Source organism: Roseinatronobacter thiooxidans (assembly GCF_001870675.1).
Classification (GTDB): domain Bacteria; phylum Pseudomonadota; class Alphaproteobacteria; order Rhodobacterales; family Rhodobacteraceae; genus Roseinatronobacter; species Roseinatronobacter thiooxidans.
In genome coordinates this window covers 1-20,663 of record NZ_MEHT01000010.1, presented here as the reverse complement: position 1 = coordinate 20,663, position 20,663 = coordinate 1, and the positions used below count along the sequence as shown (strand labels likewise).

Sequence of the window (20,663 nt, the reverse complement as noted above, 5' to 3'; positions counted from 1 at the left end):
CCTCCTGCCGTCAGGACTTCTGGAACATGGCGAGCATGCGCCGTGTCACCATGAATCCGCCAAAGATATTCACTGCCGCCATCAGAAGCGCCAGCGCCGCAAGAATCGTGATCAGCCCAGAGGTTGACCCGATCTGCAACAACGCCCCCACGATGATGATCGAGGAAATTGCGTTGGTCACGGCCATCAGCGGCGTGTGCAGCGAATGTGACACTTTCCAGATCACCTGAAAGCCCACGAACACGGCCAGCACGAAAATGATGAAATTGCGCATGAAGGATTCAGGCGCAACCATTCCCACAGCCAGAACAAACGCCGCACCACCCGCCAGAAGCGCGACTTGTGACTTGGTCTGCGCTTTGAACGCGGCCACTTCATTGGCGCGCTTTTCTTCTGCTGTCAGTTCCTTGACCTTCTCCTTCGGCTTGGCTGCAATGGCCTTTACCTTGGGCGGCGGCGGCGGGAAGGTGACCGCGCCTTCATGCGTGACGGTTGCGCCGCGAATGACGTCATCTTCCATATTGTGGTTGATGACACCGTCTTTCGCAGGCGTCAGGTCATGCAGCATGTGGCGGATATTGGTTGAATACAGCGTCGAGGATTGCGCCGCCATGCGTGACGGGAAATCGGTATAGCCGACGATGATGACACCGTTTTCCGTGACCAGACGTTCATCCATGACTGTCAGATCACAGTTGCCGCCCTTTTCCGCTGCCAGATCGACAATCACCGAGCCGGGCTTCATCATCTGGACCATATCTTCGGTCCACAGCTTGGGCGCAGGGCGTCCGGGAATCAGCGCAGTGGTGATGACGATATCGACATCGGGCGCCAGTTCGCGGAATTTCTCCAACTGCTTTTCGCGGAATTCAGGGCTGGACGGGGCAGCATAGCCGCCTGTTTCAGCGCCGTCTGTCGCGTTATCCTCGAACTCTAGGAACACGAATTCCGCGCCCATCGACTCGATCTGTTCGGCCACTTCGGGGCGCACATCGAAAGCCATGGTGATCGCGCCAAGGCTGGTGGATGTGCCGATGGCAGCCAGACCGGCCACACCTGCACCCACAATCAGCACGCGCGCGGGCGGGATCTTGCCCGCTGCTGTCACCTGCCCGGTGAAGAAGCGCCCGAAATTGTTGCCCGCCTCGATAACCGCGCGGTAGCCCGCGATATTGGCCATAGAGGACAGCGCGTCCATTTTCTGCGCGCGGCTGATGCGCGGCACCATGTCCATCGCAATAACGGTTGCGCCCTGCGCTTTCGCGGCTTCCAGCATTTCCGCATTCTGGGCGGGCCAGAAGAATGAAATCAGCGTCTGGCCAGTGCGCAGCAGCTTGATTTCGTCCATTTCTGGTTCGCGCACCTTGATGACGACATCTGTCGCCTCGCACAATGCGGCCGCGTCTTTGACGACCGTGACACCAGCTTTTTCATACAGCTCGTCACTGAAGCCCGCCGCGATACCCGCGCCTGACTGGATAAAACACGCATGGCCCAGCTTCTGGATTTGCTGCGCACTGTCCGGTGTCAACGCGACCCGCGCCTCGCCCGGTTTGATTTCCTTTAACGCCCCGACTTTCACGCGTCGTCCCCCTTTCGTTCAGGTTCACCATATTCTGCTTGTGTAAACATGGTTTGATGGCACCGCGCTTCCATAACCTGCGCAACATTCTTTCACAAGCGGGCAATAATACGAAACGGCTGCATCGTGTTGCATGCTTCGCACGCGTCACAACGCCGCGCATGGTCTTGCAGCGCCGCTGTCAGCTTGGCGGCCAGCCCTGTCACAGCCACCGCCGCGTGCGGGCAAAATAGGCCTGCGCATCTGCGCCAAACGCGCGCAGTATCCGCCCCTCTTCCAGCTTGATAAAGCGCGCGTGCAGCACCCAGACCAGCACAGGCGCCAGCACCAGCCCCCCGACCGCGCCCCAGCGCAGCGACAGCCCGACAAGAATCAGTACATCGGCCAGATAGATGGGATTGCGCGAAAAGCGGAATATTCCCGTGGTGATCAGCCGTTGCGGCGTCTGGTGCGGGATGATGGTGGAACGCGCGCGCAAGAACGCCCAGCCCGCCAGCCCGAACAAAACCGCCCCCAGCAGCACCAGCAGTGTGCCCGCCCCTTGAATATAGGCATGGCCCAGCAGCTGCGGCACGAACATTGTTTCGCACCACACAAGGGCCAATGCGCCGATCAGCCAGACCGGCGGATAATCAAGATGTCGCAAATTGCGCCTGCTTTCTTAACCCTGGCCCTGCTCTGCGGTCCACGCGGCCAGCCCGCCTTGCAGCACCAGCACATTCGCGCGCCCCAGAAGCCGCGCAACCAGCATCGCCTGCGTCGAAAGCACCGCCGTGTTGCAATAGACCACCACCATGCCACGGCTTGGCAGTTCATCCAGCCTGTCCACAATCTCGCGCCATTCGATATGTACCGCGCCCTCGATCCCGTCTTCGGCAAATTCCCCCGCATTGCGTGTGTCAACAAAGGTGACATCAGGCAGAATATCGGGGGTCAGTTGCTCGACCATGATCACCCCTTCGGTATAGCTGGCAAAATCCAGATAGGCTGAAATCTCGTCGGCCAGATCATTGGCACGGACAGGGCTGGCAAGAACAAGTCCGGCGGTCAGACAGGTGGCCAGAAAAGCGCGCATGGGGTCTCTCCTCCAAATAAAATCACATTCGATTATTTGCATTCCCATTTCAAGCCCCTTGCGCTGGCCTTGACCTTGGCGCGCGAACGCGGCACCGATATGCCCGCAACCCGAAGGAATAAGACCATGACAGATTTCACCGCCACCCGCGCCATGTTCGATCTGCCCGAGGGGGTGATCTATCTTGACGGCAATTCCCTTGGCCCCCTGCCCCGCGCCGTGCCTGCGCGCGTGGAACAGACCATCCGCGCCGAGTGGGGTGAGATGCTGATCACCGGCTGGAACAAGGCCGGCTGGATGGACCTGCCCGCCCGCGTGGGCGACAGGGTGGGCAAGCTGATCGGCGCGCCCGCAGGCAGCGTGGTGATGGGCGACACCTTGTCGATAAAGGTCTATCAGGCGCTGGCCTCGGCGCTGGAGTTGCGCTCGGGTCGCCGCGTCATCTTGTCGGATAGCGGCAATTTCCCGTCTGATCTGTATATGGCCGACGGGCTGTGCCGCACCTTGGGGCCGGAGTACCGGCTTAAGACTGTCGCGCCAGAAGCGGTGGAAGACGCGATAGATGAAACAATCGCTGTGCTGATGATCACCGAGGTGGATTACCGCACAGGCCGCAAGCATGACATGGCCCGCCTGATCGCGCGCGCGCACCAGATGGGCGCGCTGGTGGTCTGGGATCTGGCCCATTCCGCTGGCGCCATCCCAGTCGATGTGACAGGGGCTGATACCGATTTCGCAGTGGGGTGCAGCTACAAATACCTCAATTCCGGCCCCGGTGGCCCTGCATTCATCTATGTGGCCCCGCGTCTGGCCGAAAGCGTGCGGCCCGCGCTGTCGGGCTGGTTGGGGCATGAAGCGCCCTTTGCGTTTGATCTGGACTATCGTCCCGGCGCAGGCATTGACCGCATGCGCGTGGGTACCCCCTCGATCCTGCAACTGGCCGCCCTTGATGCCGCACTCGATGTCTGGGACGGGGTCGATATGGCCGATCTGCGCGCCCGCTCGCTGGAATTGCAGGAAATTTTCATCACCCGTGTCGCGGCAGAGTGCCCCGATCTGGCGCTGGCCTCTCCGCGCGAGGGCACACAGCGCGGCTCTCAGGTCAGTTTTCGTCATCCGCATGGCTATGCCATCATTCAGGCGCTGATCGCCGAAGGCGTGATTGGCGATTTCCGCGCGCCCGATATCCTGCGCTTCGGGTTCACGCCGCTTTATCTGTCACAGCAGGATGTAGAACAGGCGGCAGATAAGCTTTGCGCCATCCTTCGGGAAAACCGCTGGGACAGGCCCGAATTCCACCAGCGCGCCAAGGTGACCTGACAGAATGTATTTTTGCCGCGCGAACATGCGCTGCGGTTACCGGATGTAAACCAGAATCAGGCTTAATCCCTCCTGCACCCGCGCCACCGCGCCGATTTCGCAGGACCAAGCATGACGCCACCTTACAACCGCACCGCACGAAAACTGCTGCAACTGGCCTGCTTTATCTCTGCGGGCGCGATTATTCTTGGCATTCTGGTCTGGCCTGTCCTTGGGCGCGCCACCCAACCCGCCCACCTGTGCGAGGTTGCAGCCCAAAGGGCGGCAACGCGCCACGGCGTGCCGCTGGATGTGCTGCGCGCAGTGGCGCTGGTGGAAACAGGCCGCACCCGCGCGGGACAGTTGGAACCTTGGCCTTGGGCCATTCATGCCACAGGTCGGGGCCATTGGTTTGGCACCCGCGCTGACGCGCGCGCCCATGCCCGCGCCAGCTTGGATGCAGGGTATCGCAATATCGATCTGGGGTGTTTCCAGATCAATTATCGCTGGCATGGGCAAAATTTTTCGTCTGTCGATGCCATGCTCGACCCCGCGCAAAACGCCGATTACGCCGCCCGCCTGCTGGCGCGGCACAAGGCACGACTTGGCGCATGGGATCTTGCCGCAGGGGCCTATCATTCAGCCACGCCCCAGCATGCCCAACGCTATATGGCGCGCTTCCGCGCAATGCGCGCCCGAACTTCAACACAGGCACAAACCGCCCCCCCGCCAAGCCGAACCAACCCTTATGCTGTGCTGGCACCGGCAGATGGCGCGCATATGGGATCGCTTGTGCCGATCAACGGGCTGGGCCACAGCCGCCGTCTGATCGACCTTGCGCAGGGCAGGCCATGACCATGCCCAGCGCGCAGGAAATCTTCAAACCGACAATCCTGCTGGCCCTCGCCCTTATGGCGGTGATCGCCATGATGATCCTGCCCATCCCTGCTTGGGTGCTCGACCTTGGGCTTGCGGCCTCTTTCGCGCTTGCGATCCTCATGTTCACGGTCACCCTGTTCATCCAGCGCCCGCTGGATTTCTCGATTTTTCCAACGGTTCTGCTGGCCTCGCTCATGTTGCGGCTGTCACTCAATGTCTCCTCCACCAAGCTGATCATTGGCGAAGGCCATACCGGCACCCATGCAGCGGGCGGGGTCATTCAGGGATTCGCCAGTTTTGTGATGAGCGGCTCTGTTTTCTTGGGCGTGGTCATCTTTCTTGTGCTGCTGATCGTCAATTTCATTGTCATTACCAAAGGTGCGGGCCGCATGGCCGAAGTGGGCGCGCGTTTCGCACTCGACGGGATGCCGGGCAAACAGTTGGCCATTGACAGCGACATGTCGGCAGGGGCCATCGACCACGCCGAGGCACGCAGGCGGCGCGAAACCGAACAGGCCGAGACGAATTTCTACGGCTCGCTCGACGGGGCGTCCAAATTCGTGAAGGGCGACGCGATTGCAGGTTTGCTGATCACGCTTCTCAATATCGTCATGGGCCTGATCAACGGCACCCTGATGCATGGGATGAGCATTGGCGCGGCCTTTGAAACCTATGCCATCCTGACAGTGGGCGATGGGCTGGTCAGCCAGATTCCCGCCGTCATCATCTCTATCGCTGCCGCCCTGCTGCTGGCACGCGGCGGCGCGAACGGGGCGACAGATGCGCAACTGTTTGAACAGCTTGGCCGCTACCCTTCGGCGATTGCCACAGTGGGGTTTCTGATGGCCTTGTTCGCCTTCATCCCCGGCCTGCCCTTCATCCCCTTTGTGACAGGTGCCGCCGTGCTGGTGGGGCTGGCATGGCTGGCGCAAGGCAGGCTTGCCCAAGCGGACCTCGCCGCCGCCACCCCGCCCGACACGTTGCCAGAGCCGCCAAAGCGCGGCATGGGCGATGTTCTGGAACTTGATGAAATCCATGTTCAATTTGCCCCCGACCTTGTGCCGATGGTGCTGGACCCTGCCCTTGGTCTGGACGGGCGCATCTCGAATATCCGCACCCATGTGGCGCGCGAATTTGGCCTGATCCTGCCGGAAATCCGCCTGACCGATGACGCATCGCTGCCCGCAGGCACCTATGCCATTCTCATCCACGGGGTCGAGCAGGGCCGCGCCCGTTTGCGCCCCACCAAAATGCTTGCGCTTGTGCAAGATGACGCCGCATTTGCGATCGCGGGCGAAAGCGTGAAAGAGCCGGTCTATCAAGCCCCGGCGCGCTGGATCGACCCCGCACATCAGGAAGATGCCACCCTGTCGGGCACCACGGTCGTCAGCCCTGTCGAGGTTCTGGCCACCCATCTGCTGGAAGTTCTGAAATCCAATTTCGCGCGCCTTCTGACCTTCAAAAGCCTGCACTGCGTGCTGGATGAATTGACCAGCATCTCCGATACCGCCCGCGCCGAGGCAAACAAGCGCCTGCTGGGAGAGATGATCCCCGACAAAGTGCCGGTCGATCTGCTGCTGGGTGTTTTGCGCCTGCTGCTGGATGAACGTGTCTCTATCCGCAATCTGCCCCTTATCCTTGAAGCGATGTCCGAAGTCCGCACCCTGTTGCAAGGGCCAGAGGCCGTGTGCGAACATGTGCGCCAGCGCCTTGGCTTCCAACTGGTCGCCCCCCTGAAACGCGCCGATGGCACATTGCCCCTGATCCAGCTTGCGCCAGACTGGGAAGAGGTGTTTGCGACCTATCAGTTATCGGGCGAGTTTGGCGCCAGCGATGTCGCGCTGCCACCCGAAGATTTCACCCGCCTGACCGACCAGATTGCCCGCAAGCTTGGCGAATTGGCACAGACAGGCGTCAGCCCTGCCCTTGTCACATCGGCCCGTCGCCGCCGGTTCCTGCACACGGCCCTGTCCGCCAAGGGCCTTGCGGCCGCGGTGCTGTCCTATGAAGAAATCGGGGCAGATGCACGGCCCGCGCTGGTCGGAACCATCGCGCCATGAATTCCGAGATTTTCCAACTGCTGGAGGCGCTGAGTACGGAACTGGCGGGCACCGCCGCCAGTAGTTTCGGCGTTTTCATCCGCATCGGCGCGATGATGGCACTGGTTCCCGCCTTTGGAGAGCAGGTCATCCCCGTCAGGGTGCGGCTGGGCATAACACTGGCCTTTACTGCCATCACGGCCCCGGCACTCGCACCAATGATGCCCGCCGCCCCCACGCATCCCGGCGCGCTGCTAACCCTCATCACCGCCGAGGCGCTGGCCGGTCTGGTTCTGGGCATAGGCTTGCGACTGTTCACAATCGCCTTGCAGACGGCCGGTTCCATTGCGGCGCAAGCCACATCGCTGTCGCAATTCTTCGGCGGCGCGGGCGTGGACCCGCAGCCTGCCATGTCGCAAATCCTTGTCGTGGCGGGGCTTGCGCTGGCGGTCACGCTGGGGCTGCACATATCTTTGGCGGAACTGATCATCTTGTCCTACAGCATCTTCCCGCCCGCGCGGTTTCCAGATGCCTCCAGCCTTGGGCAATGGGGCACCGCCCATATTGCGCGCGCGTTCTCGCTGGCATTCACACTTGCCATGCCTTTCGTGATCCTGTCGCTGATCTTCTATGTGGCACTTGGGGCCATCAACAAAGCCATGCCGCAGCTTATGGTGGCCTTTGTCGGCGCACCCGCCATCACATGGGCGGGCCTGGCGGTGCTGTTTCTGACAGCCCCCCTCATGCTGCCGATCTGGCACGCGGCCTTTACCGGCTTCCTGTTCGACCCTGCAGGGCTACCCCCATGAGCGAAGACGACCAAAGCGGCGAAAAACAGTTCGAGCCGACAGAACGCAAGCTGCAGCAACAGCGCCAAAAGGGCGAGATTCCCCGCTCGACCGACCTCAACGCCGCTGCCGCGTTTCTGGGCCTGTTGATTGCCGCTCTCACAACCGGGCATTTTTCCGTAACGCAACTGGGCGATTCAGGGCTGGTTTTACTCTCACAAGCAGAGCGACATTCTGCCCTGATGCGCGAGAATGCAGCGCCTGTGGCAGGCGCGCTGATCGGCCATGTCGCGCTGGCGGTCTTGCCAATGCTGCTTATCCCCTTTCTGCTGGTCTGGGCGGGATTATTCGCGCAGCGAGCAGTTATCTTTGCCCCTGAAAAGCTGCTGCCCAAAGCCGCGCGCATCAACCCTGTCGCCAATGCAAAAAACAAATTCGGGCGCACGGGCTTGTTTGAATTTGCCAAAAGCGCGGTCAAACTGGCGGTCATCTCGGCAGTTATGTGGCTGTTTTTGTTGCAGAATCTGCCCTTTATTCTGACCAGCATGCAGCTGACACCGGCACTGGCCAGTTCCGAATTGCTGCACCTTGTCATCCGCTTTCTGGCGCTGGTCTTTGTGGTCAAACTCTCCATCGGCGTGATCGATTTCTTCTGGCAACGCGCCGAGCATCTGCGCCGCAACCGAATGTCCCACAAAGACATGCGCGACGAGCATAAACAATCCGAGGGCGACCCCCATGCCAAGGCCGAGCGGGGTCGGCGCGGGCGCGAGATTGCAAGCAATCGCATGCTGGATGCCGTGGCCGAGGCCAGCGTGGTCATTGTGAACCCGACACATTACGCGGTGGCGCTGAAATGGGCCGCAACGGACGCGGGCGCGCCCGTCTGTCTGGCCAAGGGCGTTGATGAAATCGCCGCCCGCATCCGCGAGCGGGCACAAGATGCAGGCATTCCAATCCATTCCGACCCCCCGACCGCCCGCGCCTTGCATGCCACAGTTGAACTGGATCAGGAAATCCGCCCCGAGCATTACGGCGCCGTGGCCGCCGCCATCCGGTTTGCCGAAGCGATGCGCCAAAAGGCAGCAACCGGATGGAGATGAGCCGCAAGACACGCATGCAGCGGCTATGCGCCCTTGCACAATTGGTGTGCGAGCGTGACATGGCGCGGCTGAACCGGCTGAATGCCGCCTGCACCCACACGCGCGAGAAACTGGCCCGCCTGCGCGCAGATCAGCCCCCCAGCCCCGATGCGGCAATGTTTGCCGTGCAACAGGCGCATATGCGCTGGGTCAGCACGCAGCAAATGCGCCTGAACATCACGCTGGCCGGGCAGCGCGCCGCTGCGCTGGAACAGCGCGCCCGGACCGCCCGCAGCTTCGGCCGCGCCCAAGTGGCCGCGCGCCTGCTGGACGGCGCGTGCAAGACACCCAAGCGCTAAGGCAGAAAACCCTGATGCGGGTTTGCAGATGCAGGGCCCAGCACCGCAGCGCCGGCCCTTGACCTTGGCCCCCCAGGTTCATCCCCGACACAGAGCCAGACCCATGTATCAGAGGGCATAGCCTTGTATTCGCCATCTGACAAAAGATGCGCAATGACAGGTTTGAGCCCATCAGCGACATTCAGGCATGCCGCAGCATGGAAGGCTTCTTCGCTGTTGCAGCATCGTGCCCGGCCCTTTACTGCCCTTCAGCGGAAATTGCATGCTGCAATGCAGCGTCGCCAAGCCGGCCACTCATGTTCGTTGCAGCGATCTTTACTGCTCAACGTCGCTTATGCAGAAAATCAGCCGGTTATCACCGCGAAACTCGGGGCAGTATCAGAGCGGCCACCGCAGCGAAAAATATCGGTGCGGTGCTGTCCAATCATTGGAAGATTCCAGCCATTATGCCAGATTATCCTTCCCAGTCTTCGTCGATATACGTTGCCAGATAGTCCAGCATGATCTCGCGTATATCGGGTTCAGGCACCATCATGCCTTGATCCTCGACCATCCAGTCCAAGAGTTCATCCCACACCCGCCGCGAATAACCCCCATTCGTGACTGTGCGCAACGAATGGCAGGCGATGCAGCCATAGTAGACTTCATCAACGCCTTCACCGGGGGGAAGGGGGTAGAATTCAAAATCCTCGGGCACATCGGCCAGACGCGTAATGCGGTTTTCTGCGCTTGCCTGTATCGGCGCTGCGAGGAGCAGGGCGGCAAAGGCCGCCCCGCATGTTGAAAAGAGTTTCTTCATGTTTTCTGTTAGCCCTTACACAGCCGTGAAATGAATGCGGTGGCAGGAATTGTTCAGATACCCGCGCGGGTTCCATCCCGGCACGACCATGGGCTGGCTGTTGCCCTGATTGTCGGTCGCGCGCGCCCAGACCTCGTAATATCCAGCCATTGGCGGGATAACGGTTTGCTGCCAGCGCTGCCATGAATAGCGGTTCGGTGGCGCGTGCAATTCGGCCGTTTGCCATGTGGCACCGAAATCGATCGATGTTTCCATCCGCACGACGTGATTGTCGCCCGCCCATGCCTGACCACGAATCTCAAAGGGCGCGCCGGCGCGCACCTCGGCACCTGCCACAGGATTGGTGATCGCAGATTTTACTATCATTGACCCCATGACCATCATGTCTTCATGCGCGACTTCTGCGCCTGCCTCTACCGGATGGCGCGGCACTCGGTAGCTGAGGCCCGTCATGCCCGGCCCGTCATGCTCGCGGTCGCGCACCCAGATTCGGGTGAGCCATTTCTGGCTGACAGAGCCTGCCCAGCCCGGCGCAACGATCCGCGCGGGATAACCATGTTCAATCGGGATATCTTCGCCATTCATCTTCAGCGCGACAATCGTGTGCGGGTCCATCATCTTGTCGATGGGGCCACCGCGCGAGATCGACGGGCGATCAGGATCGCCGGAGAGATGCTCGTCATAGCTGAAATGCCCGGTGTAGACCGCAGACGGCTGCAGCCCCGCGCGCCGCAGAATGTCACTGACCCGAACGCCTGTCCATTCGGCATTGCCGATCGCGCCGATTGTCCAAGGGTTGCCGCGTGGAAGCGGATTGAAGCCCGCGCGTCCGTTGCCGCCGCATTCAAGCTGCGCGCGGAAGGTGACATGCTCGAAGTCATCCATCAGCTGATCATAGCTCAACTCCAGCTCCTCATTCACCTCGCCGTCAATCGTCAGCCGCCAGTCGGCCTTGCTTATCGGCATCGGCATGGTGCCATTGTTGCGGATGAAGTGCTTGTCAAACGGGGTGACGTCGTCATCCAGAAGATGTGCGGCCGCCTCGACATTCATCGGACGGTCATTATGCACGATCATATCGGAATGCTTGCTGTCGATGCTGAATTCACTCAGGGTTTCAGCCAGTGCCGCGGGCATCAACCCCGCTGGCATGTTGCTGCTGAAGGGGATCGTCGTGCCCAGCACGGCCCCCATCGAGGCAAGGCCTGCCCCCTTAAGAAATCCGCGCCGGTCCGGGCCAGCCTTCCGCCCAAAAACAAGATATTCCGCGCGTTCCGGATCGTCGTGATAAAGCTCGATAAGTCCGCGTTCTTTCCGTGGCATGCTGTTCATCCTCCCATGTTCAGTGCCGGTGCCGGAAGGTCCAGGACAATTTGTCGCAGCCCACCTCCCTAGCAAGATAGACGTCTTGCGGATGAACATTATTCCACGGACCCCTAAAAAATATCGGATCAAGCTGTGCAAGGCAGGCGCGCTGCTTGCAAAAGCGCGATCTGAAAGGCCTCATATGCGGCATGATCGCGGCTGTTACGGTGCAGACTTGTCGCAACTGTCGCAAAGCGTGCAGGCGCCATGTCGCGCGCAATCATTTCGAATGCTTTTGTGTCGAGATGCCATTGCGCATGTTGCACTTTCTCGGTCAATGACAGCTGCAAGGGGCTGACAGCGCCAGCCTGCGTGGTGACAAACAGGCTCAGGCGGCAGGCATTTACCCCTTTGAAGCCAAAGTGCTGAAGATTGCCTGCTTGAGCATAATGAACCAGCGTGAACCCGCTTGCATGCATCAGCGGACGAAGCCAATCAAAGCTCTCGGGTAAAACAACAGTGGCACTTTCGGCACCATGCAAAACCCAATGGTCATGTTGCGCCATAAATGGCAGGTTGCCGCCTTGTTGTGCGGGCCGAGAGACCGGGGCGGACCAGAACACCACCAAGAGCAACACGCACACTGCAGCTAACCCGCGCACGCCTCTAAGGGTGTGTGTTGTGCCTATTGGCAGCTCTGATGCTGGCAACACCAGATCATCTGACATCGTGGACAAGGCAGCTTTCATATGATGCAAATGCGCGACCCGTTGCGCAATCAAAGGATCTGACGCGACCATCGTTGCAATCCGCGCAGCTTCAGCCGAGGGCAATTCGCCATCGACAAAGGCATTGAGAACAAGGTCGGAAACCTCGGGCTTCATCTTGTGTTTCCCAGCTTTCGTTGCACGCGGCGCAATGGCAAGCTGATGATGTGAACCTCCTCTTGCATGAGTTCTGCAAGAGTTTTTCTGGCGCGACTTATTCTGCTCATGATCGTCCCGGTCGGTACATCAAGCATTTCTGCAGCATCTGCATAACTGAAGCCACAAATATCAACCAGCGCCAGAATATCGCGATGCGCCTTGGACAAACGTTGAAACGCCTGCCGCACAGCCAGTGCATTCACCACAAGGTCATCGCCTTTGCTGGCCGACAGATCATCGATTTCGGTGGTGTCATCAAATTCCGGAAGCCGTCCTTCGGCGCGCAGCCTGTCAATCCAGAGATTACGCATGATCCGAAACAACCAGACGCGGTAAGCAATTTGGTTATCCGGTGCGGCCCTTGCGGACATGGCGCGTAACAGGGTGTCCTGGTAAAGATCTTCTGCGCTGGCAATGTCGCGACTGAGTGCGCAGGCATAGCCAAACAGTTTGCGCCGCATTTCAAGCATTACGCTCTGCTGGGATTTGTCAAGCATGCCCGTCTCCCCCCTATGTCAACCAGACGTGCGGATGGTTGACAGCCCATGCTGCATCCAATCTGGATCGCAATCAAGCTTGTGCTTGGCCGACGTTGACAAAATCCTGACAGGAAATTTTATGGCATTTGATCAATTTGGCGGATCAGCCGTTGAGCATCTGTCACGGTACCGCGACGCTGCGCCAACGTTCCAAGTGAATTTATAAGAAGCAAGCTGAACCCGCGCGGGTGCAATGCCTGTCGCAGGGGGCCGTTTGCAGATGGTGAAGTGTCCGTCAGCAGCACCACGTTCTGCGCCGCCAGATATTCTGCATGCGGGCGAAGGATGTCGAGTTGTGCAATAAATTCTGCATCGTCCAGACTGTTCGCAAAGATCACGATCAGCGTTGCATGACCGGCATAGCGGCTAAGATCAGTTGACGGCATATCAGGCTGCAGCGCCTCCAACCCGGTGAACGCCGAGGCAGGTGAACTCGTCTCTGCCGCCTGCAACCCGAGAGTGGACAACCCGACAAACAATAACGCCAGCTTGATCGATTGGATAATGACCATGGGAACTCCTCCCTTCGACACAAGCACAGAAGGCACACGAATGATAGCCGTCCAGAGCAAACGGCTGATCAAGGCACGATGTCGCGTCACGTTATTTGCGTCGAAAGCTAATTGATGCCAACCCTAGCCGAAACCATCTTCACCGTGCCGCACGCGCGGATCACAACCCCACCCGCCAACACACTGCGCGGAGAAGTCCGGCCCGAGCGCATGCCCGCTGATCCTAAGTGATGGCGAACCCAAAGGGTCTGAAGTTTCACTCTCGCCCTCGCAATGCCACTAGGATTGGATACGATAGGGACCAGTCTCTCTTCACCCAATTGGCAAGATTACTGCTCTACCCAGTGCGGCTTTTACTGATGTCGCAAAGCAGTCAGGTGCGAATGCGGCACTCACCTCTTAGTAATTGTGAGAAGCGGCTGCCGAGCAAAGCAACTGTGCGTAGATTCAAGCCTTCGCGTCACGGTTTTAAGCCCATCTGCTATGCGAAGCAGTGTCGCGGAACGCATTCTGTTCCCTTGCGTTCAGTTTGGACAGCACTCGCTCAAAACACAGCCTGTGCTGTCGCTTGCCCTATCTCAGTTTCGGACAAGATTGATGCATAATTTCATTTTCCGTTGGATTGCCACGCTGCGGCAGAACTATTGGTTCTTGCCGAGCACGATGACATTTGGTGCCGTCTTTCTTGGCATTCTTATACCAGTCATCGATACTTGGTTAGGCTCGGACTGGATTCAGGCAGTCGGCTTTATCCGGGCCACGGGGGTCGATGGGGCCCGTGCAATCCTCACGACGCTCGCAGGCGCCACGCTCGGTGTGGCGGGTGTTGCCTTTTCGGTCACCATTGTCGCCGTGTCTTTCGCGAGTTCCAATTACGGGCCTCGGCTGATTGGCAACTTCATGGCCGATCGTACAAACCAGATTATTCTGGGAGTGTTTGTCGCGACCTTCGTCTATTGCATCACAGTCCTCAGCACAGTCCACTCGAGCACGGAAACCTCTGACACCACCTTTGACGCCTTCGTTCCCCATATTTCGGTTTATGTCGCGCTCCTGTTCACACTCGCCGCCGTGGGCGCGCTGATTATCTACATCCACCACATTCCTGAATCGATCAACATCATGAACCTGACGGCGGGAATTGGAAACAAGCTTCATCGCGCGATCGTCCGAATGCTGGAGGAGGAAGATCAGCTCGGTCGTCACACTCAAGATGCCAGCATCGAGCCATGGCGCGAAAACCCGCAATTCAAGGACGAATTAACAATTTACGCGAAGACTGCTGGGTTCATTCAAGAATTTGATATTGAGGATCTTTCTGATTTCGCCCGAAAACACTGTGTACAGTTCATCTTGCATCGGGCTCCCGGAGATTTTCTTGTGGCGGGCGAACCCGTCTTGAGTGCGCGTCACGCGCGCAGCGGCGACAAGTCTGTCTCGAATTATATGCGTGACTGCTATACACAGGGTGCCAACCGGACGGATGTGCAGGATATCCTCTTTCTGTCCGACCAACTTGTGGAAGTTCTCGGGCGCGCCCTCTCTTCCGGTGTCAATGACCCACAATCGGCGATTCTATGCCTCAATTGGCTTCGCGCTGGTCTGGTGGCCTTTGTGCAGCGTGCTCCGGTGCAACAGGCGGGGACGCACGATCCGGTCCTCTATCGTCGCGTTTCCTTCGAGGACATACTGGACAGATCGTTCGACGAAATGCGGCAGTATGTAGCCGCCGACCGGACCGCGACGCTTCACGCCCTCAACGTTCTGAAGGCGCTGGCCTCTGCCGCGTCCCGTCAGGAGATGGTAGACGCATGTGTCCGGCAAATGCAGCAACTGGCGCGGTCAGCAAACGAGTTGCTCGCCGAAACAGCCGCACGAGAGGAGATCGAGACCGAACTGGACAAGATGCTTCGGGAGATCGAATCCCGAGAGGGTTAGCAGGAACATGATTTGGGCAAACGCTCTGGAATGGTTTCGCAAACGATAATCAACAAGGATGCCATGACCAGCTTGGTCAACACCCAGTACAGGCACAAATCGTAAGATTCGGTCGGCTTGGTGCCGAGGGCCTATGGCACGCATTCCATTCGCCGCACGAAGGTGACCCAGATCAACAAGGAGGCAAGGAGGCAAGGAGGCAAGGAGGCAAGGAGGCAAGGAGGCAAGGAGGCAAGGAACTTGTGCGCGGCCTAGCTGCTGCCTGGCCACACCAAAATGGACTGCACGGTGATCATCGTGACCGCGATGCGCGCAGCCGGATCGAAGATCACAATCACATCCGGCCAAGCTGTTGCTTGGTTGTCTCATGTATCGCCGTTAGCGATCACAGGTGCAGGTCGCAGCATCTCCTACAGGCGACCCGGCGCTGGAAAAGTCGGCGTGGTCAGATGATTGAGCGTGACCCATGGTTGACCCACATCATCCGTATTGGCGCGAGAGCCTCGCCGTTTTGAATCAGGGCCAAGGCATTGTGCCCACAATCAGTGAACGCAGTTACTTTGGAAATTCGCATGATGCTGACACTTACAACCGCTGCTCTTCTCCAGCGAAATGGTACAACCTGATACTTGCACCATTTTCGGCTGAAAGCGTCAACTCGTTCCGGTCTTGGGCTATCGCAAAAGCAAGAAATGCAAGGGGTCGTCCGTTGATGGTCCCGAACACGGCGGCACCGTCTATCAACAAATCCAGTTTGAGAGTATCACTTGAGTCTATGCTACCCCGGATGATGGAAGGCCGCCCGAGAGGCTTGGTCGCCCCGCGCGAATAATCCAACTGGACAACGCCTGTTCTCGCATCAATTGTCAACTCGGCACTTGGCTCTCCATCTGCGGCAACCCGCACTGCAATCCGGACCAGTCCAACACCGGGTGCGTCAATTTCGGCGCTCATAAGGATGGGCTGCCCTTCAGTCGCAAAACTGACCTGCGTCGCATCCTTGCCTTCGTCCAGCGTCTGCGAAAAGCGGTCTGCATAGGGCTGTGCAAAAGTTTGGCAAAGAGTGCGCAGTTCCGTCCCGCAAAGCGCAAGTTGTGTCGCAGGGGTCAGGACATGCACCCAGCCCGACTCGTGGCGCTGCTGTTCATTTCGTATTTCATCTGCGATTATCCCGATGGCAATCAGATCACCCTCGGGGCCGCGCGCAAATGTAGGGGCACGGTAGGTGGCAAGGATATCAAGCTGCCGGGGTTCGGGGTCGTCAGGCACAAACCGGGTTCCGTCGAACGACCCCAGCCAATACAGCGTGCGCGCGGGCACGCCTTCGACCACAGGTGTTCCCATCAGCATCCAAGTGTCACCCATCTCCAGCAAGACTGGCAATTCCCAATACTGGCCCGGCATCTGGGTGCCGCCGGTATCAAACAGCCCCGCCCTTTTCCATGTTTCGCCATCGTCCGAGCGATAACTGTAGACGAGTGCTTCAGTATGGTCTGCCGACCCTGTGCCGATCAGCATGAGCCAGCCATCATCGATGCGCACGACCCAAGGGTCACGCATGTCCTGAAGCTCGGAAGGTGTATCATGCTCGACGACCTGCACAAGGTTCAGGCTACCGTGCTCATCTGCCCTAGCCAACCCGATGCCGGCCCATTCACCGTTCACGCCGGTGTAGACAACAGATGGCGGATCGTAGTCAGGAATCCAGTTGCCCACCCAAACACCGCGCCGGTCAAATCCGGTGGTTGGCATCAACGCAGGTTTCTGTCGTGTCCATTCCGCCAGATCAGCCGAGGTTTGATGCCCCCAAACAATGTCACGCCAGAAGGCTCCGTTTGGATTGGCCTGAAAATAAACATGCCACATGCCGTTGCGCCATGTCAGGGCGTGCGGCTCGTTTGCCCAGCCGGTTGCACCCAGCGTGAAAGTGCGGGGCCTGTCAGGATCATCTGCAAACCAACTTTCGGGGGTGTCCAGATTGGGGGGCCTTGGGGGCGATTGCCGGGGCACCACGGGATCATCAGTTTGCCGGAATGTGATCTCACTCATCACACCGTTTATCACGCCCAGGGGATGCGTGCCTTGTTGAAATCCCGCATCCAGCGCCCGACCGATAGCGAAAAGGCCTTCAACCGGGTCAGTGAAATCTCCATTGGCTTGCGCCACCTCTTCACCGTCCACCCGCAGGCGCAGCGTTTCGCCATCGTAATCGCCTGCAACGTGAACCCATTCTCCGACCGGCAGGGGATCATTGCCTGCGACCCTAAGGCCGCCCAATCGGATTTCGGGTTGCCGCCAACGATTGAGGCCAAGGAGAAAGCCATCTTCGGCAAGGTACACAATGGCCGCCGTGTCACCGGGTGGGGAGGCAAGTGCAAGCCACGCCCCTGCGGCCACGCCGCGCGACGGGTCAAGTGATATACCTGCCTCCGCTTCCAGCCAGTTGGAGTTGCCGTCAAAACGAAACATGTCGTCAGCGCCGTCAATCGGAACCAGCGCGCGCTGTGCATAGGGGCTCGTCAAGCTGATTTCGCCAAGGGTCCAGCCGTCACCGCGCTGCACAAGCGTATCGGCACTTGCCATAATGGCAAGGGACGCCGCCAGCGCGACCACTGGCGGCAAGAGCTTAATCATCCGCATCGGCATCCTGCGCGGCAACCATGGCCGTGTTCCCGTCCAGCGAAAGTTGGAACATCGGGGCAGGTGCGCCGAACATCTCAAGATCTTCGTATTCCGGACGCTGGGCAAAGCCCCAAAGCACATTAAGATAACTCATAACGCGGCCATCTGGCAGAACGAGGTAAGAGTAGACTTGCGCGGGCGCACTGCGCGGGTTGGCGGCAACCAGCCCGTGCTCGTTCAGCGGCACGAGATGCCCGCGAATATTGCCCGAAGCGGCCCGAAATCCATAAAGCCCGCGTGGTCCGGCAACTTCGGGCGAAAAAGTGAAGTCATGGGTTGAGAAGAACAGATACAGCCCGTCTTCGCGCGTCACAACATGAGGCCGCTCAAGCTGCGAATTCACCCCGGCCGAGATCAGGATCGGCGGCTCCATGTCCCAGTCGCCTTCGTCATTGCGCGTCAGCATCCCGACCGTGCCATTATACGGCCCCGGTACACCGGCTGCGTTGGCAGTGAACAGGATGTGTTCTTCGCCCGTCAGTGGATTGACAAAGAATTCCGGGTCGCGGAAGCCATAAACCGCTTCGGAAGCAAGGTAGGTCTCATAGGTGTCATACCAGAATCTATCCGCTTCGCCGATGATGCGATGGTCCCCGACATTTTCAAAAGCAATGCCATCATCCGTCACGGCCACTGTCGCGGTCGCAGAGGCAAGGCGCTGCACAGTTGACGGGCGACCTATCGCTTCGTTGAAGATCGAAACTGTGCCCGGCGCTTCGTCTTCCTCAAGGCTTGCGGCATCTGGATCGCCCACGGCGGTGTAGAACAACGTGACCTCATCCGTATTAGGATCATACAATGCTGAGCCTGCCCATTGGCGCGACCCAAGACCCTCTTCGCGCTCGAAGATCCTGCCGCCTGGGCGCCATTCCCCATCGCGGGTATACCAATAGCGCAGTTCCGAAAGAGTGTAGAAGGCGTTGCCCGTTTCCTCGACTTCGTTCCAGGTTGAACTCAGTGCCACCATGACCACCCAACCGTCAAATTCAGTGACGGAGCCGTCCGGATTACGGATCGGCCAAGCGTCCCAGACATAAGTCCCTTCATCAAAATACTCTTGCGAATGGATCATCAGGGGCATGGTGACATGAATGTCCTGATTTATGGCTTCGACCATTTGCGGCGTCCACAAGGATGCCATCGACCCCGAGAAACGGAACGCCTCTGGTGTGATCATCCCGCTTTGATCCCTGTCTTCGAGTGACCCTGACGCAGCGGCCTGGGGTTCAATATCGGGCGTATCATTCTCTGCGTCGGGCGCAGCTGAATTATCTCCTGTCTCTGCCTGAGCAAGGTAAAGGCCAGATGTATCAGTGCTCTGAGATGTCTCCACCGGTGGGGAAGCCTGAGCGTGCGTCGCAAACAGAGCAATCGTAAAGGTTGCGAGCGTCGGTGACGTATGTGACATATTCAGTCCTTTCAAATTTCGGAGTGGGGGACAAACAGAACCAAGGCTTTCGGAGTGTCGTTCAATGTTCCTTTTCAGCGGTCGAAAAGGGGGCGGGAATGCAGGCCCCGCTCCTCGTTTTGCGCAGCGCCCCGGCGTGAAGGGCGGTTTATTGCTGACTGGAAGTCTTTTTCATCCAAAACTGAAGTTCAGTTGATCCAGGAAAGTCAGTCCTGCATTTGCGCATCACCGTCCGCAGCACCATCCTGCAAGGCAGATGCACCGTCATCAGCGGCGGCGTCGTCCCGATCCACCGCATCGTCGGGGGCAATTGCATCCTCGTTGCCATCCTGCCGCCCTGTGGAGATACGAACTTCTGGTTCACCGACAACTTCAACGGTCACTTCCGGGTCTTGCCCTTCATAGGTGATTACCGGTTCGCCCCGATTGAAAACGATCTCGGGTGACTCTGCTTCCTGGCCAGGACTCACTGTCGCGTCTTGCCCGTGAAGCGTGATCCGAGGCTCAAGGTCACTTTCTGTTGCGCCTTGCGGCGCGAAACGGCCATCTTCAAGTTCTGTCAGTTCGGACGGGCCAGCGCCGCCGATCGTCAGCTCGATCACCGGGTCCGGCATGCTGACCGTCACAACTGGTTCGGGTATGCGCACTTCGATCATCGGTTCCAGCTCGGACATATCGAGCGTCGAGTCAGGCCAGGTGACTGTGATTTCAGGCTCCGGGATCATAACCGTGATCCGCGGTTGCGGGAGCTCGACATGCACTGTGGGCCGGGCCTGCCGAATGGTGATCTCCGGTGCCTGCTCGTTCACTGTCGCGCTTTGGCGTGGCATCGTCCAGACGACTTCCGGCGTTCCTGTATCCACATCGACTTCAGCAGGCGGCTGATATACAGCAACGTCGGCATCAACCTCGATCTCCTGTTGCACGATCATGCGCTCGGTGACCTGTTCGCTGCCGACAAGTTCGAGAGATTCCCGGCTGATCGTTCCTTCTTCTTCCCACGCTGTGAATACGACCTGGCATTGCGTGACATCCCCTGAAGCGATGACGGTTTCGATGTCGGTCCGCATATCTGCTTCGATCTCGTCGTCGCCCGAAAGGCGATCAGCCAGCGCGACACAGGCTTCCGATGACATATCGCCTTCGGCCTGATCTGCAGTCTGGGCATGTGCGCCGCCGATGACGAACGCTGCGACAGAGCCCAGAAGGGCGGCTCGCGTCGTTTTCTCAAGCATGGGTTGAACTCCTCTTGCGGTGGTTTGGACGTGATCCGACAACAAGAGGTAAATGCACCTCGTTCCAAAAATTTGACCGAGATTAATGTAAGTCACTAATAATGAAACGAAGTTAGTTTAAACTCGGTGACTGCCCCTCACCATTGCCAGCTGACAAACTTGGTCTGCTATATGGTCTGGTGTCCCTGAAACGGTGCCTTCCTAAGAAACAGCCGC

The 20,663-nt window shown here is 58.9% G+C and carries 18 protein-coding genes; 7 read left to right on the top strand and 11 right to left on the bottom strand.

Going from position 1 to position 20,663, the window contains the following annotated elements; genetic code table 11:
- Positions 1-10 precede the first annotated feature (10 nt).
- The 3 genes from BG455_RS06625 to BG455_RS06615 form a co-directional block, all read right to left on the bottom strand.
- Positions 11-1,582 carry a Re/Si-specific NAD(P)(+) transhydrogenase subunit alpha gene (locus tag BG455_RS06625; protein WP_071469203.1) on the bottom strand — a complete coding sequence of 524 codons (1,572 nt, stop codon included), beginning with the start codon at positions 1,580-1,582 and terminating at the stop codon, positions 11-13.
- A 202-nt stretch (positions 1,583-1,784) separates the two neighbouring features.
- Positions 1,785-2,228, bottom strand: coding sequence for a methyltransferase family protein (locus BG455_RS06620; protein ID WP_071469202.1), 444 nt, complete (start codon positions 2,226-2,228; stop codon positions 1,785-1,787).
- Between the two features lie 15 nt (positions 2,229-2,243).
- Complete coding sequence (locus BG455_RS06615; RefSeq protein ID WP_071469201.1) at positions 2,244-2,657, bottom strand: rhodanese-like domain-containing protein; 414 nt, start codon at positions 2,655-2,657, stop codon at positions 2,244-2,246.
- Between the two features lie 126 nt (positions 2,658-2,783).
- Here BG455_RS06615 and kynU point away from each other — a divergent pair, with 126 nt between their 5' ends.
- The 6 genes from kynU (at position 2,784) to BG455_RS06585 (ending at position 9,103) form a co-directional block, all read left to right on the top strand.
- Positions 2,784-3,977 (top strand): kynureninase, encoded by a 1,194-nt coding sequence (gene kynU, locus BG455_RS06610; RefSeq protein WP_071469262.1) that lies wholly within the window; start codon positions 2,784-2,786, stop codon positions 3,975-3,977.
- 111 nt (positions 3,978-4,088) lie between these two features.
- Positions 4,089-4,811 carry a transglycosylase SLT domain-containing protein gene (locus BG455_RS06605; RefSeq protein WP_084386170.1) on the top strand — a complete coding sequence of 241 codons (723 nt, stop codon included), beginning with the start codon at positions 4,089-4,091 and terminating at the stop codon, positions 4,809-4,811.
- Positions 4,808-6,895 carry a flagellar biosynthesis protein FlhA gene (flhA, locus tag BG455_RS06600; protein ID WP_071469200.1) on the top strand — a complete coding sequence of 696 codons (2,088 nt, stop codon included), beginning with the start codon at positions 4,808-4,810 and terminating at the stop codon, positions 6,893-6,895. The genes BG455_RS06605 and flhA overlap by 4 nt, the downstream gene beginning before the upstream one ends.
- Positions 6,892-7,683 (top strand): flagellar biosynthetic protein FliR, encoded by a 792-nt coding sequence (locus tag BG455_RS06595; RefSeq protein WP_084386169.1) that lies wholly within the window; start codon positions 6,892-6,894, stop codon positions 7,681-7,683. Before flhA ends, BG455_RS06595 begins: the two co-directional genes overlap by 4 nt.
- A complete protein-coding gene (locus BG455_RS06590) occupies positions 7,680-8,765 on the top strand; it encodes an EscU/YscU/HrcU family type III secretion system export apparatus switch protein (RefSeq protein WP_071469199.1) in 1,086 nt (361 codons plus the stop codon). Before BG455_RS06595 ends, BG455_RS06590 begins: the two co-directional genes overlap by 4 nt.
- Positions 8,762-9,103 carry a hypothetical protein gene (locus BG455_RS06585; protein ID WP_071469198.1) on the top strand — a complete coding sequence of 114 codons (342 nt, stop codon included), beginning with the start codon at positions 8,762-8,764 and terminating at the stop codon, positions 9,101-9,103. The genes BG455_RS06590 and BG455_RS06585 overlap by 4 nt, the downstream gene beginning before the upstream one ends.
- Positions 9,104-9,557: 454 nt before the next feature.
- On the opposite strand, the gene BG455_RS06580 is transcribed toward BG455_RS06585, so the two are convergent.
- From BG455_RS06580 to BG455_RS06560, 5 genes are all read right to left on the bottom strand, one after another.
- Positions 9,558-9,902 carry a hypothetical protein gene (locus BG455_RS06580; RefSeq protein WP_071469197.1) on the bottom strand — a complete coding sequence of 115 codons (345 nt, stop codon included), beginning with the start codon at positions 9,900-9,902 and terminating at the stop codon, positions 9,558-9,560.
- A gap of 15 nt (positions 9,903-9,917) precedes the next feature.
- Positions 9,918-11,225, bottom strand: a complete 1,308-nt coding sequence (locus BG455_RS06575; RefSeq protein ID WP_071469196.1) for a sulfite oxidase — start codon at positions 11,223-11,225, stop codon at positions 9,918-9,920.
- A 128-nt stretch (positions 11,226-11,353) separates the two neighbouring features.
- Positions 11,354-12,091 carry an anti-sigma factor family protein gene (locus BG455_RS06570; RefSeq protein ID WP_071469195.1) on the bottom strand — a complete coding sequence of 246 codons (738 nt, stop codon included), beginning with the start codon at positions 12,089-12,091 and terminating at the stop codon, positions 11,354-11,356.
- Complete coding sequence (locus tag BG455_RS06565) at positions 12,088-12,630, bottom strand: RNA polymerase sigma factor (protein WP_071469194.1); 543 nt, start codon at positions 12,628-12,630, stop codon at positions 12,088-12,090. The genes BG455_RS06570 and BG455_RS06565 overlap by 4 nt, the downstream gene beginning before the upstream one ends.
- A gap of 119 nt (positions 12,631-12,749) precedes the next feature.
- Complete coding sequence (locus BG455_RS06560) at positions 12,750-13,184, bottom strand: DUF4174 domain-containing protein (protein WP_071469193.1); 435 nt, start codon at positions 13,182-13,184, stop codon at positions 12,750-12,752.
- A 597-nt stretch (positions 13,185-13,781) separates the two neighbouring features.
- Here BG455_RS06560 and BG455_RS06555 point away from each other — a divergent pair.
- Positions 13,782-15,122, top strand: a complete 1,341-nt coding sequence (locus BG455_RS06555) for a DUF2254 domain-containing protein (RefSeq protein ID WP_071469192.1) — start codon at positions 13,782-13,784, stop codon at positions 15,120-15,122.
- Positions 15,123-15,707: 585 nt separating this feature from the next.
- Here the strand turns inward: BG455_RS06555 and BG455_RS06550 are convergent.
- The 3 genes from BG455_RS06550 to BG455_RS06540 all read right to left on the bottom strand — a co-directional run bounded on the left by BG455_RS06550 (position 15,708) and on the right by BG455_RS06540 (position 20,447).
- Entirely contained in the window at positions 15,708-17,756 is a 2,049-nt protein-coding gene (locus BG455_RS06550; protein WP_071469191.1) for a LamG-like jellyroll fold domain-containing protein, read from the bottom strand.
- On the bottom strand, positions 17,749-18,981 hold the full coding sequence (locus BG455_RS06545; RefSeq protein ID WP_071469190.1) for a glycoside hydrolase family 68 protein: 1,233 nt from the start codon (positions 18,979-18,981) through the stop codon (positions 17,749-17,751). Before BG455_RS06545 ends, BG455_RS06550 begins: the two co-directional genes overlap by 8 nt.
- 437 nt (positions 18,982-19,418) lie before the next feature.
- On the bottom strand, positions 19,419-20,447 hold the full coding sequence (locus BG455_RS06540; protein ID WP_071469189.1) for a hypothetical protein: 1,029 nt from the start codon (positions 20,445-20,447) through the stop codon (positions 19,419-19,421).
- Between the last annotated feature and the right edge of the window lie 216 nt (positions 20,448-20,663).